Source organism: Aeromonas sp. FL131, from assembly GCF_049860615.1.
Taxonomy (GTDB): domain Bacteria; phylum Pseudomonadota; class Gammaproteobacteria; order Enterobacterales; family Aeromonadaceae; genus Aeromonas; species Aeromonas hydrophila.
On record NZ_CP187595.1, the window covers coordinates 3,507,440 to 3,523,148 of the forward strand.

The 15,709-nt window shown below is 63.1% G+C and carries 16 protein-coding genes; 9 read left to right on the top strand and 7 right to left on the bottom strand.

Translation table 11 applies throughout. The features are described from left to right. The first annotated feature begins 197 nt into the window (after positions 1–197). Positions 198–1,097, top strand: a complete 900-nt coding sequence (locus ACPW75_RS16195) for a LysR family transcriptional regulator (protein ID WP_024946193.1) — start codon at positions 198–200, stop codon at positions 1,095–1,097. Positions 1,098–1,148: 51 nt separating this feature from the next. On the opposite strand, the gene ACPW75_RS16200 is transcribed toward ACPW75_RS16195, so the two are convergent. Continuing rightward, the gene (locus ACPW75_RS16200; protein ID WP_077097481.1) at positions 1,149–2,918 is read right to left on the bottom strand and encodes a M4 family metallopeptidase; all 1,770 of its coding nucleotides are present in this window, start codon (positions 2,916–2,918) and stop codon (positions 1,149–1,151) included. A gap of 351 nt (positions 2,919–3,269) precedes the next feature. On the opposite strand from ACPW75_RS16200, the gene ACPW75_RS16205 reads away from it, so the two are divergent. Continuing rightward, positions 3,270–3,824, top strand: coding sequence for a GNAT family N-acetyltransferase (locus tag ACPW75_RS16205; protein WP_017410624.1), 555 nt, complete (start codon positions 3,270–3,272; stop codon positions 3,822–3,824). Continuing rightward, positions 3,824–4,375, top strand: a complete 552-nt coding sequence (gene rimJ, locus ACPW75_RS16210) for a ribosomal protein S5-alanine N-acetyltransferase (RefSeq protein WP_016349554.1) — start codon at positions 3,824–3,826, stop codon at positions 4,373–4,375. Before ACPW75_RS16205 ends, rimJ begins: the two co-directional genes overlap by 1 nt. 102 nt (positions 4,376–4,477) lie before the next feature. Here the strand turns inward: rimJ and ACPW75_RS16215 are convergent, their stop codons facing one another. The 3 genes from ACPW75_RS16215 to ACPW75_RS16225 all read right to left on the bottom strand — a co-directional run bounded on the left by ACPW75_RS16215 (position 4,478) and on the right by ACPW75_RS16225 (position 7,354). Continuing rightward, the gene (locus ACPW75_RS16215) at positions 4,478–4,723 is read right to left on the bottom strand and encodes a hypothetical protein (protein ID WP_005309486.1); all 246 of its coding nucleotides are present in this window, start codon (positions 4,721–4,723) and stop codon (positions 4,478–4,480) included. Between the two features lie 309 nt (positions 4,724–5,032). Continuing rightward, on the bottom strand, positions 5,033–6,082 hold the full coding sequence (locus tag ACPW75_RS16220; protein WP_190283855.1) for an oxidoreductase: 1,050 nt from the start codon (positions 6,080–6,082) through the stop codon (positions 5,033–5,035). A gap of 108 nt (positions 6,083–6,190) precedes the next feature. Then, the gene (locus ACPW75_RS16225; RefSeq protein WP_024946189.1) at positions 6,191–7,354 is read right to left on the bottom strand and encodes a multidrug effflux MFS transporter; all 1,164 of its coding nucleotides are present in this window, start codon (positions 7,352–7,354) and stop codon (positions 6,191–6,193) included. Positions 7,355–7,576: 222 nt separating this feature from the next. On the opposite strand from ACPW75_RS16225, the gene ACPW75_RS16230 reads away from it, so the two are divergent. Beyond that, entirely contained in the window at positions 7,577–8,173 is a 597-nt protein-coding gene (locus tag ACPW75_RS16230) for an XTP/dITP diphosphatase (RefSeq protein WP_011704791.1), read from the top strand. A 134-nt stretch (positions 8,174–8,307) separates the two neighbouring features. After that, positions 8,308–9,453, top strand: a complete 1,146-nt coding sequence (gene hemW, locus ACPW75_RS16235) for a radical SAM family heme chaperone HemW (protein WP_077097485.1) — start codon at positions 8,308–8,310, stop codon at positions 9,451–9,453. A gap of 116 nt (positions 9,454–9,569) precedes the next feature. Here hemW and ACPW75_RS16240 read toward each other — a convergent pair whose 3' ends face one another. From ACPW75_RS16240 to zntR, 3 genes are all read right to left on the bottom strand, one after another. Continuing rightward, positions 9,570–9,788 (bottom strand): alternative ribosome-rescue factor A, encoded by a 219-nt coding sequence (locus ACPW75_RS16240; RefSeq protein ID WP_042065979.1) that lies wholly within the window; start codon positions 9,786–9,788, stop codon positions 9,570–9,572. Between the two features lie 129 nt (positions 9,789–9,917). Further along, on the bottom strand, positions 9,918–10,454 hold the full coding sequence (locus ACPW75_RS16245; protein ID WP_077097487.1) for a dihydrofolate reductase family protein: 537 nt from the start codon (positions 10,452–10,454) through the stop codon (positions 9,918–9,920). Then, positions 10,444–10,881: a Zn(2+)-responsive transcriptional regulator gene (gene zntR / locus ACPW75_RS16250; protein ID WP_005309469.1), complete on the bottom strand. Its 438-nt coding sequence runs from the start codon at positions 10,879–10,881 to the stop codon at positions 10,444–10,446. The genes ACPW75_RS16245 and zntR overlap by 11 nt, the downstream gene beginning before the upstream one ends. A 410-nt stretch (positions 10,882–11,291) precedes the next feature. Between zntR and purH the strand changes: the two genes are divergently transcribed. The 4 genes from purH (at position 11,292) to ACPW75_RS16270 (ending at position 15,457) form a co-directional block, all read left to right on the top strand. Beyond that, entirely contained in the window at positions 11,292–12,884 is a 1,593-nt protein-coding gene (purH, locus tag ACPW75_RS16255; RefSeq protein WP_077097489.1) for a bifunctional phosphoribosylaminoimidazolecarboxamide formyltransferase/IMP cyclohydrolase, read from the top strand. Positions 12,885–12,994: 110 nt separating this feature from the next. Next, entirely contained in the window at positions 12,995–14,284 is a 1,290-nt protein-coding gene (gene purD / locus ACPW75_RS16260) for a phosphoribosylamine--glycine ligase (protein WP_077097491.1), read from the top strand. 263 nt (positions 14,285–14,547) lie between these two features. After that, positions 14,548–14,922, top strand: coding sequence for a cytochrome b562 (locus ACPW75_RS16265; RefSeq protein WP_011704785.1), 375 nt, complete (start codon positions 14,548–14,550; stop codon positions 14,920–14,922). Then, positions 14,903–15,457: a cytochrome b/b6 domain-containing protein gene (locus ACPW75_RS16270; protein ID WP_029302376.1), complete on the top strand. Its 555-nt coding sequence runs from the start codon at positions 14,903–14,905 to the stop codon at positions 15,455–15,457. The genes ACPW75_RS16265 and ACPW75_RS16270 overlap by 20 nt, the downstream gene beginning before the upstream one ends. Positions 15,458–15,709 lie beyond the last annotated feature (252 nt).

Consider the following 15,709-nt stretch of genomic DNA (forward strand, 5'->3'; position numbering starts at 1 on the left):
CCCCTGCTTTCTGATGACATTCCGATTAATTCGTCTCATCGCCCGAATGACGCCGTCACCAAACGGGCTCAAGGTGCAACGAGCCCCTGAACCGATATGGCAATATGCCAAAGCACAACGATTGATACTGCTATTCTGGAAGGACGCCAGATATAGTGGTAGCCGACAACTGGCTATATTTTATATTGGATTATGTTATGGCTATGACCCTCGACGATCTGCAATTGCTGCTGGATGTGGTCAATCGCGGCAGCTTCAGCAAGGCGGCCGCCGTGCGCGGCTGGTCACAACCCATGGTGAGCCAGCGGATCGCCGTGCTGGAACAGGATCTGGGCCAACCCCTGTTTCGTCGCCATCGGCGCGGTGCCACCCCCACCCCGGCCTGCGAGCAATTCCTGCCTGCCGCGAGTGCGGCACTGAGTGCGCTGGAAGGGGGTCGCCTGGCGATGCAGGGAGCGCCAGCTCTACCGCGCATCCGGCTCGCCTGCCTGCCCTCCCTGACGACCGTGGTGTTCGGCCCCCTGCTGCTGGCACTGGTCGACGAGACCTTCGAGATCCGCTGCAACACCGATCACTCCGGCATCATCATGCAGGAGCTGCTGACCGGCGAGACCGACGTCGGCTTCATCCTCAAGTGTCCCGCCATCGCCGGCATTCAACTCGAACTACTCTATCGCTCCCCCATCATCGCGGTAGCCTGCGCCACCCATCCGCTGGCCGGGCGGCAGGGCCTGACCCTGCAGGACATCGCCAACGAGCGGCTGGCCCCCCAGCAGTGGGGTACCGGCTGCGACGAGCTGATCCTGCAGTTGCGCCTGCTGCGCCAGGTGGCGAGCCCGCTGCACGCCATCCAGCCCGCCAGCGCGGCGCGGGAGCTGGCGCTGGAGCACGGCTTCATCACCCTGATGCCAGCGCTCGCCATCGCCCGGGATCTGGAGTTCGGCCGGCTGGTGCAGCTGGACGTGGTGGATCTGCCGCCGGATCACTGGGATGTGATGATGGCCTGGCGCAGCGGCAAACGGCCCAATCCCGCCAAGGAGCGGGTGCTGGAGGCCGCCCGTACCCTGGCCCGGCGCTGGGCGGGCAAATCCGCATAAAAAAAGCGCCGGACAAGTCCGGCGCTCTATCACTGTTACGGTAACTCAGGCTCAGTAGCTGGCCTTGAGGGTCACCCCCGAGAAGGCGCTGTAGGCGCTCAGCTGCACGTTCCAGGTCCCCGCCTTGGGCGAGTTCAGGGTGCAGGTCTCGGCATTGCCGCTCTTGTAGGGGCGGCAGTCATAGCTGCTGCTGGTCGGCACGCTGCCGAACTTCACATAGAGATCCGCATCGCCGGTGCCGCCGCTGCTGGCGATCACCAGCTGGCTCTTGCCGGCCGGCACGTCGATGGTGAAGTTCAACTTGCCACCCTTGGCAGCGGAGAGACCGCTCACCGGCACCCCGTTTTGCAGCACGCTGCCCGGCGGCGGCGTGGTACCGCCACAGGAGGCATTGACCCCCACGGTGGTAAAGGCTGCCGCCACGTCGGTCACACTGTAGCCCAGATCGGTGGCGGCCTTGGTCACCCCGCAGGCACCCTGATCGAAGGTGGTGTTGGCGCCCCAGTAGAGGCGGTTGGCCAGCACGAACACTTCGAAGGCCTTGCGGGTGTTCCAGCCGCTGGTGTTGGCCAGCAGATAGAAGGCGCGGTTGTAGACACCGGAGCTGTGGTGCACGTCGATGCCATCGTAGTAGTCGCTGGCATGGCCGATGGAACTGCCGTCCCGGGTCGGATCCTCGAAGTAGCGCAGCGAGCCGTTGCCCTTGAAGATCTGGGCGCCCACCAGCCAGTCGTTGCTGCCCTTCATGAAGTTCTCGGCAGCTTCCCCCGCCATGTCGGAGAAGGCCTCGTTGATGCCGCCCGACTGACCGGAGTAGACCAGCCCGGAGTTCTGCTCGGTAAAACCGTGGCTCACCTCGTGGGCCGCCACGTCCAGGCTCACCAGCGGGTAGAAGGTGGTGGCGCCGTCACCGAAGGTCATCTGGCTGCCGTCCCAGAAGGCATTCTCGTAGTTGCGGCTGTAGTGCACCCGCATCTTCAGCTTGAAGGTCAGCGGCGCCGTGTTGTACCAGTTGCGGTACATGTCGAACACCACGTTGCCGAAGTAGTGGGCATCGTTGAGCGGCGAGTAGGCGCCGTTGATCTCCTTGACCGTGTTCTCCGGGCAGGTGAACTGATGAATGGCGCCGCCCGTGGTGGCGTGATTCATGTTGAGGGTGTCCACGTTCGGGCTGGTCATCCGGCAGTTGTCGTCCACCAGCAGCGGGCCGAAGTCGGCGCCGTAGAAATATTTGCCGGTCTTGACGTTGCCACCCGGGCCGGTGGCGTCCTTGTGGTTGATCCCTTCCCAGCGCTTGAGCTCGCTGCCGTTCTGGGCATCGATCACCACGAAGGGGCGGCTTGGCTCGTCGCTCGCCGCCAGCCAGGAGACCAGATAGACCAGGCGGGCCTGACCGGCCTCATCCTGCATCACGAACAGCTTGACCCGCTCGTTGCTGCCCTTGGCCCCGGCCCGCGCCTTGCTGGCGGCATCGGCCGGCGACAGGGCGGCGGTCGGGCTGGCCACGTCGGCATCGATCTGGCGCAGGATCTGGCCGGAGACCTGGCTGATCTGCCCGCCGAGGGACTGCTCGGCCACCAGCACCTGGCCCCACACCGGGATCCCGTGCCAGGTCTGCTCATAGCGTACCCGCTGCTGACCGTTGGGCAGCTTGACCGCCCGCACCTGACGAAACTCGCCATCCCCTGCCAGTGCGCTCACACCGGCAGCGCCGCTCGGCGCCCCCTGAATGCCCGCAACCTGATGCACATTCACCTGTTCTGCAGCCAGCGCTGCGCTTCCCCAGCAGGCCAATACCACGGCCAAATAGACTTTGTTCATCCGTCTTTTCCTTAAGTCGATGAAGATTACACGTCGGGTCCGTTGCCCGGCGCTCCTACACTAGTTGGCACGCTCAAGATTGCTGCCTGTCATATGTGACAGAGCAGCACAAACCCATAGCAGGATCTGCTGTTGCCCCTGTTTGGTAGCGTGAGAAGAGTTCAAAATGGCGAATAACACCAAAAAAAGCCGAACAATGGCCAGGCGCTTTCTGGCTGCCACCAACCGCCCCTCCATATGGGGATGGCGGGGCGCAAGAACAGATGGAAAACCCTTGGCGTACAAGGGGTTGATTGGCTACATTGGCGGTTTGGCGGCCCGCGTCGGGCTCTGACTGGAGGGGAGGTGCGGATGTTTTCATGGCAACTGGACGACGAGCTGGCGCTGCTGTTCCTGCAGCCCGACATGGCCAGCGAACTCTTTGCCCTGTGTCGGGAGAACCGCGACTACCTGACCCAGTGGCTGCCCTGGCCGCCCTACATTCAGCAGCCCGCCGACAGCGCCACCTTCATCCGCCATGCCATCGAGAAGTTTGCCCGCGGCGAAGGGCTGACCACCGCCATCGAGTATCAGGGGGAAGTGGTCGGCGTCATTGGCTACAACCAGATCGACCGGGCGCTGGCCAAGGTCAGCATCGGCTACTGGCTGGCCGAACGCTGGCAGGGCAACGGCATCATCACCCGCGCCTGCCAGGCCCTGATCCATCACGCCTTCGAGGAGATGGGAATGGAGAAGGTGGAGATCAGCGCCGCCACCGACAACGAGCCCAGCCGGGCCGTCTGCGAGCGCCTCGGCATGCAGCAGGAGGGGATCACCCGCCGTGCCGAGCGGCTGGCCGACCGCATCGTGGATCACGTTCACTACAGCCTGCTGCGCGATGAGTGGCTCAGGCAGAGGGATCACTGATGGCGCTGCCACACCTGTGCACGGCCCGCTGCCAGCTCACCATACTGCCCCCCGAACGGGCCGATCTGATGCTGGATTTCTATCTGCGCAACCGCGCCCACCTCGCCCCCTGGGAGCCCAGCCGGGACGAGAGCTTCTACACCCTGAGCCACTGGCACGGCCGGCTGCGCGACAGCTACGGCCAGTTCTTCAATGGCAGCGGGGTGCATCTGGTGGCGCTCGATCCCCATGGTGAGCAGGTGATCGCCACCTGCAACTTCACCAACATCCTGATGGGCGCCTTCAAGGCCTGCCATCTGGGTTACGCCATCGACCAGGCCCACCAGGGACAGGGGCTGATGCAGGAAATTGTCGAGGCCGGCATCGACTACCTGTTCCGGGAACACGGCCTGCACCGCATCATGGCCGGCTACATGCCGTCGAATCAGCGCAGTGGCGCCCTGCTCGAGCGGCTCGGCTTCGAGCGGGAGGGATACGCCAAAGACTACCTGATGATCAACGGCCGCTGGGAGGATCATATCCTCACCGCGCGCCTCAACCCGGCACTCTAGCCGGTTCTCGGGCCGGCAAGAATCCTGTCAAAGGCGGGGAACGGGCATAAAAAAACGGGCCCGAAGTTGCCTTCGGGCCCGTTCTTCAGATGAGGTGCAGGCTTAGTTGGCCTTGGCATCGCTCACTGCGGCTTCTGCCTTGGTGGCTACGTCAGCGGCAGCCTTCTCAACGGTTGCAGTCGCTTCGGAAGCGGCCTTCTCTACGGTAGAGGTGGCTTCGCTAGCGGCTTTCTCAACAGTTGCAGCAACGTCGGCGGCCGGAGTAGCAGCCGGAGCGGCGGCTTCTTCTTTCTGACCACAAGCGGTCAACATCAGACCCAGGATACCGGCTACCAGTACTTTGTTCATGTGCATACCCTCAGAAAAATATGGAGAGATGGTTGGTACAACCATCACAGTGCGTCCTTTCACCCGGTGAAAAACCCATATGCCGGGAGCCAAGAGGCGCGCGAAATATATCCCCATACGCGCCCAATGAAAACGAGTATCACAATGATATTTTCTCGTTGGCTGGATGAAAAGAACTACTACAACGACAAACATTAATACAAAACACTGCAAACGGCGCAGTTTTGTACAATAAAACGCCACAGGCCCCGTGGTTGCTGGCAATAAACGGCTATTGCATTGTGCCGGCAACCACGCGCGGACTGCGCCTCAATCAGACAGGATCTGACAAGCCAGCCGCTTACCCTCGCGGGCGCTGTCGCGAGCCAGGTCCAGCAGCGCCATCACAGCCAGCGCCTCGCCGGCCGGCACCGGGTTCGCCCCCTCCCCACGGATGGCGGCGCAGACGCCGCGATAGTAGGCGCCGTAGTCACCTGCCTCGCCGGCCACGCTCTGCTGCAGCAGCTGACCGTCGCGGATCCGGCTGAGCTGGCCGGGTTCGTTGTCCACTCCCCAGTCTGCCGCCGGCGGCCGCTTGCCGAGCTTGAGCTGCTCCTCCTGCACATCCATGCCGAACTTGATGAAGGAGCCCTCGCTGCCGTGGATGACAAACCGCGGCATGGTGGCCGACACCAGGCAACTGCCGTGCAGCACGACCCGCATCTCGCCATAGCCGAGCACCACGTGGAAGTAGTCATCCGCCAGGGCACCGGGGCGCTGCTGAGCCAGATCCGCCTGCAGCCAGTCCGGTTGACCGAACAGCTGGAGCGACTGATCGAGGATGTGGGGGCCGAGATCGAACCAGAGACCGGAGCCCGGACCGCCCGCCTCGCGCCAGCGCTGGCGCACCTCGGGACGATAGCGATCGAAGTGGGATTCGAACTGGGCAACTTGGCCGAGCGCTCCTTCCACCAGCAGGCGGCGTACGGTGAGAAAGTCACCGTCCCAACGCCGGTTGTGGAAGATGCTGAGCAGCCGCTGCTGCTTCTCCGCCAGCTCGACCAGCGCCTTCGCCTCGGCCAAATCCAGGGCGAACGGCTTGTCGATCACCACGTGCTTGCCGGCCAGCAGGGCCTCACGGGCGATGGGGGCATGAGTGTCGTTGGGGGTGGCGATCACCACCAGGTCGACCGACGGGTCCGCCAGCACCTCGGCCAGCGAACCGACCCGGCAACCGGGTAGCTCGGCCTGCACCTTGGCGGCATCGCGGCTCACCACCCAGCCGAGGGAGAGCCCGGGCGTGCTGGTCAGAAACGGGACGTGAAAGGTTTGGCCTGCAAAGCCGTAGCCCACCAGGGCGGCATTGATTGTGTGGCTCATCCGGTTTTCTCCACGGGTAGCTGTGTCACGGGGCGCAGGCAAACCCTTGCCTGCCAAATAAAGAAAGGGGCCCAAGGCCCCCTGAGTGTGCCCATCAGAGCACAGGATTTATTGCAAACACAAGCGCCGGCCCTGGCGGGTCATCAGCATCAGCAGGGGGGGCAGCAGCAGCCACATGTGCAGCGCCAGCTGGCTGAGCGGATCATGCATCAGTACACCGATGAAGCCCACCAGCGCACCTGAGCCGCTCATCTGGAACAGACCGAGCAGGGCGGCGGCGGTGCCGGCGCAGTGGCCGAACGGTGCCAGCGCCATGCCGGCGGCCGCGCCCAGGATCATGGCAAAGCCGATACTGGAGAGGAACACCGGGCCCATCATGGCCAGCGGATGCTCGATGTGCATGGCCAGGGTCAAGGCGATGGCGGAGAGCAGCAGCACCAGCAGGCCGATGCGCAGGGTGCGTCTTGGCCCCACTCTGGCGATGAAACGGGGCGCCAGGAAGCAGGCCAGGATGTTGAGTGCCGCGTTGGCGGTGAACCAGTAGCTGAAGCCGCTCATGTCCAGCCCCAGCTTCACCATCAGTTGCACCGGCGCCGCGGTGACATAGGCCAGGATCACCGCCATCGCCAGCATGCACAGCGTCGCGTTGAACAGGAAGCTCGGGGAGCGCAGCACCGGGCTGTAGCGCGACCAGCTGATGAGCGGGCCGCTGCTGCTGGTCTCTTCCGGACGGGTCTCCGGCATCCGCCACAGCAGCCAGCTACCGACGATGACCGCATAACCGGCCATGAACCAGAAGTTGGCCGACCAGCCCGCCTTGGCGGTGAGCCAGCCACCGAGCAAGGGGGCCAGCGCCGGAATAAAGCAGATGGCACCGTTCAGGTAGGAGATCATCTGACCGCTCTTCTTGGGGCCGTAGCTGTCACGCACCACCGAGAAGGCGGCCACCGAGGTGGCACAGGCGCCAAAACCCTGCAGCACCCGCGCCAGCATCAGCTCGCCCAGGCTCGCGGCAAAGCCGGCCCCCAAGGCGCTCAGACCGTAGAGCAACACGCCGCCCAGGGCGATGGGCTTGCGGCCGTAGCGATCGGCCAGCGGCCCCACCAGCAGTTGCCCCAGTCCCATGCTGAACAGGAACCAGGTGATGGTGCCCTGCATCAGGGTCACCTCGGCCCCCAGCTGCTCGGCCATCTGCGGGATGGCGGGCAGGTAGATGTCGATGGCCAGCGGACTGAACAGCACCAGTAGGACAAGCAAAAGAATCAATGGCATCAGTCACCTCGTGGCATGGGGAAAATAGATTGGGGCGCGAGTCTACTGGCTCACAGTAATGAATTGAAATGGTATTTAATCACTTCTGTTATTCCATTCAGGAAACATTCATTTTATCCGCATCTTGCCATGACCCCGGTGAGGGTGATCCAGGGCAATTGGCGCTTTTCCTGGGCGCCAGCCCCGCATAGAATGCGCAGATTATTTTTGCGGAGGTGCTCGATGAACAAGCTTGTCCTGGCAACAGGGAACCAGAAAAAGGTGAAGGAATTGGCCGCCATGCTGGCCGATATGAAGATCCAGGTGATCCCACAGAGCGAGTTTGCGGTCTCCGATGCCGAAGAGACCGGCACCACCTTCGTCGAGAATGCCATCATCAAGGCCCGCCACGCCGCCCGCATCACCGGCCTGCCGGCGGTTGCCGACGACTCCGGCCTGGAAGTGGATCTGCTGCACGGCCGTCCCGGCGTCTACTCCGCCCGCTTTGCCGGTGAGGGTGCCAGCGACAAGGACAACATCGACAAACTGCTGGGCGAGCTGAAAGGCGCCCCCGAGTATCTCAAGAGCGCCCGTTTCTGGTGCGTGCTGGTCTACATGCGCCACGCCGACGATCCCACCCCCATCATCTGCCAGGCCAGCTGGGAAGGGATGATCATCGACGAACCGCGCGGTCAGCACGGCTTCGGCTATGACCCGGTGTTCTTCGTGCCCGATCACGACTGCACCTCGGCCCAGATGCCGGCCGAGCTCAAGAACCAGCTCAGCCATCGCGGCCAGGCGCTGGCCAAGCTCAAAGCGGCCCTGGCGGCGGTCAACTAAAGCGCTGTCTCCCGCCGCGTTGTCATCTACAATGGGGGCCGTCGGCCCCCGTTTCGTTCGCGGCGCCCCGGCCCGTTGTCATCGACGACAAGGGCAACCCGACCCCTGATGATTTTTTGAATACTGGAAACCCCATGCTGCAACTGCCGCCCCTCTCCCTCTATATCCACGTGCCCTGGTGTGTCCAGAAGTGTCCCTACTGCGACTTTAACTCCCACGCCCAGAAGGGGGAGCTGCCCCACCTCGAGTACGTGGCCGCCCTGCTGGAGGATCTGGAGCAAGACCTGCACTGGGCCCAGGGGCGCCCCCTCTCTTCCATCTTCATCGGCGGTGGCACGCCGAGCCTGCTCTCCGTGGAGGCCATGCAGACGCTGCTGGACGGGGTGCGCGCGCGCATCGAACTCACTGCGGACTGCGAGATCACCATGGAGGCCAACCCGGGCACGGTGGAGGCGGACAAGTTCGCCGGCTTCCAGCGGGCCGGCATCAACCGCATCTCCATCGGGGTGCAGAGCTTCCAGCAGGAGAAGCTGACCCGGCTCGGCCGCATTCACGGCCCGGAAGAGGCGCGCAAGGCCGCCGCACTGGCTCACGCCATCAAACTGCCCACCTTCAACCTGGATCTGATGCACGGCCTGCCGGATCAGAGCCTGGCGGACGCACTCTCGGATCTGCAGCAAGCCATCGACTGCGCACCGCCGCACCTCTCCTGGTATCAGCTCACCATAGAGCCGAACACGGCCTTTGCCTCCAAGCCGCCCACCCTGCCGGAGGATGACACCCTGTGGGACATCTACGAGCAGGGTCACGCCATGCTCACCGCCCACGGCTATCAGCAGTACGAGATCTCGGCCTATGCCAAGGCGGGCTACCAGTGCCGCCACAACCTCAACTACTGGCGCTTCGGCGACTATCTGGGGATCGGCTGCGGCGCCCACGGCAAGGTGACGGATCTCGCCAACCAGCAGATCCTGCGCAGCGCCAAGGTGAAGCACCCGAAAGGTTATCTGGACCCGAGCCGCCCCTATCTGGACGAGCAATGGCAGGTAAGTACGGATGATCTGCCGCTCGAGTACTTCATGAACCGGTTCAGATTGTTTGAACCGGCCCCCAAGGCGGAGTTCGAGGCCTATACCGGGCTGTCGCTGGAACGGGTAGAGACCATGCTGACCATCGCCCAGAGCAAGGAGCTGATCGAGGATCTCGGCGACAGCTGGCAGCTCACGTCCCTCGGCCATCGCTATCTCAACGTGCTGCTCGAGCTCTTTATGGACGAGTGAGCACGGATTCACTCTCTTGCAGCAAGAGAGTGAATCAGCACCAGCGAATAGAAAAACAATCAGGGCGCCATTGGCGTCCTGATTGTTTTAGCTGATACCTTACGGCATGAACCCGCTCAGCAGCAGACGCTTACCATCTGCTGTTGGCCGGGCTCCCACCGTTTGCCGTGCTTGGCCTTGCGCTGATAGCTGCCCTTGCCTTTCTTGCTCGGTTCGACCCGGGCCTGGAACAGGGGGGAGGTCACCAGTGCCTTGAGGTGGTTGTCCTGAATGATGCCACGCTGATGTTCGCAGGCGGGCTCGGTGGTGACCCGGGTCACCTTCTTCTTGGCCATATCGGCTCCTTGATGCGGTTGGTCGTGTTTGCCCATCGCCCCTGCCACCACAGATCCGGGGCTGGCGGCGAAAAAACGTGCCGATTGTGCACCTCTCCCGGCCTGCCTGCAAGGGGGCTGGCGGGCTCCTCAGGCCGGTTGATAGACGACCCGCACCAGCCCGCTCGGCAGCACGCTGCTCGACACCGGTACCAGCGCGCCAGGCAGCAGCCCTGCAAAGAGCGGCACCCCGCCCCCCAGGGTGACCGGCACCCAGAACAGGATCAGCTCGTCCACCAGCGCGGCCTGCAGTCCCTGCCTGACCACCTCGCCGCCATCCAGATAAAGATGGCGGCTGCCCGCCTGCCACAGCTCGTCCAGCACCTGCGCCAGCGCCCCCTGCTGGAAGGAGACATGCTCACGGGGAGCGGCGGGTCTGTGGGTCAATACCACCACCGGCTTGTCGCCATAAAACCACTCGGGAAAGCCCAGCACAGTGTCGTAGCTGTTGCGCCCCATCAGCAGGGTATCAACGCTGGCCATCAGCGCGCTGTAGCCGGTCTCTTCCTGGGAGTCGCCGTTGTAGAGCTCAAGCCAGGCCAGATCGCCCCCCTCCCCGGCAATGAAGCCGTCGAGGGAGAGAGCGAGAAAGGCGGATACCCGGGGCCGGTGAAGCTCAGTGCTCATGGTCGTGGTGCTCATGACGGGAGGGGGCGCCGGACTCCAACGTCTCGAGGATGGCGCAGTGCTCCGCCGAGCGCGGGCCGCCGCAGCAGATGTTGGAGAGCTCGCGCAGGTTGTCGCGAAAACGGGTCAGCTCGACGATCTTCTGCTCCACCTGTTCGAGCTTGGTGTCGGCCACCGCCTTCACCTCCTGACAGGTGACCTTGGCCTTGTTGGTATCGAGATCCAGCAGTTCGCCGATGTCGGCCAGCGAGAACCCCACCGACTTGGCGCGGATGATGAACTCCAGCCGCCGCTTGTCCTGCTCGCCATAGAGGCGATAGCCGGACTCGTTGCGGATGCCTGGCGAGATGAGACCATTCTTCTCGTAAAAACGCAGGGTATCCGCCTTCACCCCGCACGCCTTGGCCAGCTCCCCGATCCGATACATGCCTTTTCTCCCGTTGAATTTGCACACAGCCACAACCGGCCCCCACTATCGCCCCTTTGCCCGGCGATTGCCAGCCGGCAGCAGGAAAGAGGACGCGGCCACCCTTTTGCCATCAAGAGACTGAAAAGACAAACGTTTCACAAAAACCAACCAGAAAACGTTTAACACCGCACCAGACAAGGCTTTGTCACTTTAAAAAATCCACCACGGGTCACATTTTTTGTGTAGAATACGCGCCCACAAGAGAGCGTCGCGTCAAGCGGGCATTTCCTAAAACGCTTTTGCCTGTCGGCAGGTTTTTCAGGCGAGAGCGGTTTGCGAAATCCCCCACTTCCATTTATTTGGGGACTCTCTGTGTTGAGCCTCGCCTCCCATGGAACGGTCCCCGTTATGCTGAGGACGATAGTGTGATGGAACAAGCTCGACCCATTCGCCGTGCACTGCTGAGTGTGTCTGACAAGACTGGCATCCTGGAATTTGCCAAGGCACTCAACGAACGTGGCGTGGCCCTGCTCTCCACCGGCGGTACCGCCAAGCTGCTGGCCGACGCCGGTCTGCCGGTGACTGAGGTCTCCGATTACACGGGATTCCCTGAAATGATGGATGGCCGGGTCAAGACCCTGCATCCCAAGGTCCACGGCGGCATTCTCGGCCGACGCGAGCAAGACGACGCCATCATGGCCCAGCACGCTATCTCCCCCATCGACATGGTCGTGGTCAACCTCTATCCCTTCGCCGCGACCGTCGCCAAGCCCAGTTGTACCCTGGCCGATGCGGTCGAGAACATCGACATCGGCGGCCCGACCATGGTTCGCTCCGCCGCCAAGAACCACAAAGATGTGGCCATCGTGGTCAAGGCTGCCGACTATGACCGCGTCATCCGCGAGATGGATGGCAACGGCAACAGCCTGAAACTGGCCACCCGTTTCGATCTGGCCATTGCCGCCTTCGAACACACCGCTGCCTACGACGGCATGATCGCCAACTACTTCGGCACCATGGTTCCCTCTTACGGTGACAACAAGGAGGGTGACGAGGAGTCTCGCTTCCCGCGCACCTTCAACAGCCAGTTCATCAAGAAGCAGGACATGCGCTACGGCGAGAACAGCCACCAGGCCGCCGCCTTCTATGCCGAAGAGCAGGCCGCACCGGGCTCGGTGGCCAGTGCCACCCAGCTGCAGGGCAAGGCCCTCTCCTACAACAACATCGCCGACACCGACGCGGCGCTGGAGTGCGTCAAAGAGTTCGACCAGCCGGCCTGCGTCATCGTCAAGCACGCCAATCCGTGCGGCGTGGCCATCGGCAGCGATCTGCTGAGCGCCTACGAGCGCGCCTGGCAGACCGACCCCACCTCCGCGTTTGGCGGCATCATCGCCTTCAACCGTGAACTGGATGGCGCCACCGCCAAGGCCATCGTCGAGCGCCAGTTCGTCGAGGTGATCATCGCCCCCACCGTCAGCCAGGCTGCCCGCGACGCGGTCGCCGCCAAGCAGAACGTGCGGCTGCTCGAGTGCGGTCAGTGGACCGCGCCGGCGCAAGGCTTTGACTTCAAGCGCGTCAACGGCGGGCTGCTGGTGCAGGAGCGCGACCTTGGCATGGTGACGCTCGGGGATTTGAAGGTGGTCAGCAAGCGTCAGCCCACCGATGCCGAACTGAACGACCTGCTGTTCTGCTGGAAGGTGGCCAAGTTCGTCAAATCCAACGCCATCGTCTATGCCAAAGACGGCCAGACCATCGGCGTCGGCGCCGGCCAGATGAGCCGCGTCTACTCCGCCAAGATCGCCGGTATCAAGGCCGAGGATGAAGGGCTGACCGTGGCGGGCTCCGTCATGGCTTCCGACGCCTTCTTCCCGTTCCGCGACGGCATCGACGCGGCAGCGGCAGCCGGCATCTCCTGCGTCATCCAGCCCGGTGGCTCGATGCGCGACCAGGAGGTGATCGACGCCGCCGACGAACACGGCATGTGCATGCTGTTCACCAACATGCGCCACTTCCGTCACTGATGGATCAGGGCCGCCGCCGGCGGCCCTTTTGTTGTCTCTTTTCACCTGGCTATTTTCACCGGCGCAGGCCCCAGGCCCGCCCGTGACCCCGAATAGAAGCGAGCGATACGATGAAAGTACTGATCATTGGCAACGGCGGCCGTGAACACGCCCTGGCCTGGAAGGCCAAGCAATCCCCTCTGGTGACCCGGGTCTTCGTCGCCCCCGGCAATGCCGGCACCGCCCATGAAGGGAGCCTCGAGAACGTGGCCATCTCGGCCACCGACATCCCGGCCCTGCTGGCGTTTGCCAAGGAGCAGCGCATCGGTCTGACCATCGTCGGGCCGGAAGCGCCGCTGGTGAAAGGGGTGGTCGATGCGTTCCGCGCCGAGGGGCTGGCCATCTTCGGCCCGACCGCCGCCGCCGCCCAGCTGGAAGGTTCCAAGGCGTTTGCCAAGGATTTTCTGGCCCGCCACGCCATCCCGACTGCCGAGTACCAGAACTTCACCGAGGTGGAGCCGGCGCTGGCCTACCTGCGCGAGAAGGGCGCCCCCATCGTCATCAAGGCTGACGGCCTGGCCGCCGGCAAGGGGGTGATCGTTGCCATGACCCTGAGCGAGGCGGAAGAGGCGGTCCGCGACATGCTCTCCGGCAACGCCTTTGGCGACGCCGGGGCCCGGGTGGTGATCGAGGAGTTTCTGGACGGGGAAGAGGCGAGCTTCATCGTCATGGTGGACGGCGAGCATGTGCTGCCGATGGCCACCAGCCAGGATCACAAACGGGTCGGTGATGGTGATACCGGCCTCAACACCGGCGGCATGGGCGCCTACTCCCCCGCCCCCGTGGTCACGGCCGACGTCCACCGCAAGGTGATGGAGCAGGTGATCATGCCGACCGTGCGCGGCATGGCGGCCGAAGGCAACGTCTACACCGGTTTCCTCTACGCCGGTCTGATGATCGACGGCCAGGGCAATCCCAAGGTGATCGAGTTCAACTGCCGCTTCGGCGATCCCGAAACCCAGCCCATCATGCTGCGCATGCGCTCCGATCTGGTGGAGCTCTGCCTGGCGGCCTGTGCCGGCAAGCTGGATCAGGTCGAAGCCATCTATGACCCCCGCGTCGCCATCGGCGTGGTGCTGGCGGCGGGCGGCTACCCCGGCGACTACCAGCAGGGCAAGCCCATCAGTGGCCTGCCGGTGGAAGAGGCGAGCGGCGAGAAGGTATTCCACGCCGGCTCGCAACTGGAAGGCGATACCGTGGTGACCGCCGGTGGCCGCGTGCTGTGCGCCACGGCCCTCGGTCACAGCGTGGCCGAGGCGCAAAACCGGGCCTATCAGCTGGCGGGTCGCATCAAGTGGGACGGCGTCTTCTACCGCCACGACATCGGCTGGCGCGCCATCGAGCGTGAACAGCAGCAGTAATCAACAGGGCCCGCAAGGGCCCTCTCTTTATCCGGCGTATCTCGCGGTCACGCAGCCCGGCAGATGGCCCGAATGGCCTGGTTAGCTTGACTCAGCAACTTCCTTACATCTCCCCCTTCCCTGTTACCCTTTGTGACAAAAAACAGCAATATTCACAAACAGTTCACGCACTGTCATGGCATCATGCCTGTAATGAATCCAAACAAGGGTTCATAAGAAGCCACTTAGAATCGATAAGCATGTCGTTTAAATAAGGAAATCCCATGTTGAAAACTGTTCGCCCCCTGTTGCTGCCACTGATGTTTGGCCTGATGACCCTGCCCGCCATGGCCGGTGAGCTGGAACAGCCGATGAAGAAGATCGGCTTCAACTACAAGCAGGCGGTCAAGGCTGACGATGCCGCCACCATGGAAAAATACATCAACGAGATGAAGGCGCAGTTCGACATCGCCAAGCAGAAGAACATGCCGGCCGCCAAGAAAGAGAAGTTCCTGGAAGGCATGAACGAAGTGCAGACCGAACTGGATGCCAGCCTGGCAGCCCTCAAGGCGGGTGACGAAGCCAAGGCGCGCGAGCACCTGGCCAAGGTCAACGACCTGAAGAAGGAGTACCACAAATATGCCAAGCAAAAAGGCTGATCCCTTCCACTGGGATAGTCTGGTCCGCCTCACCCACTGGGGTGTGGCGGCCATCTGTATCGGCAACCTCTGGCTCAACGAGGCGGGCGAGGAGTGGCACGAGCGGCTGGGTTACCTGGCCATCGCCCTGATCAGCCTGCGCCTGGCGTGGGGGCTCTCGTTTGCCAAGGGCCATGCCCGGTTGCGAGCCCTCATCCCAAGCCGGGCAGATTTTCGCCAGCAAGCGGTGGAGCTGCGCGAGCGCACGCCACCGGCCCCCGGTCACCACGGCAGCGGCAAGCTGGCGGTCTGGACGCTCTGGCTGCTGATCCTGGCCACCGCCGGCACCGGCTGGTTCCAGAATACCGAGATGGGGTTCGAGCTGGGGGCGGACGACTGGCACGTCTGGTGTACCTGGGCCCTGCAGGGCATGATAGCGCTGCACCTGCTGGCCATCCTGTTCACCTCCTGGCGCCAGCGCAGCAATCTGGTGAAGCGCATGTTGCCAAGGCGCCGTGACAAAGCCCGGGCCTTGCCGCAGGAATCCGACGCCTGAATACTCATGGGGCCCTGCTGGGCCCCTGTTCATTGCTCTGCCACTCCCCAGATCCCACACTACCCACCTGTCCCCGGCTCTTGCCCTCTCTTTCGCCACTTGCATCGCTAGGAGCCATGAAAGCATTTTCATTCACATTTCTTAATTAATTCAGGCTGTTCGATTTTCAACCACTTCAATTTCATGAATGCTACTGAGCTGAACGAGGTTGTTCGTTGTCCGTTCGACTACACGACAGTGATATGTCAATAA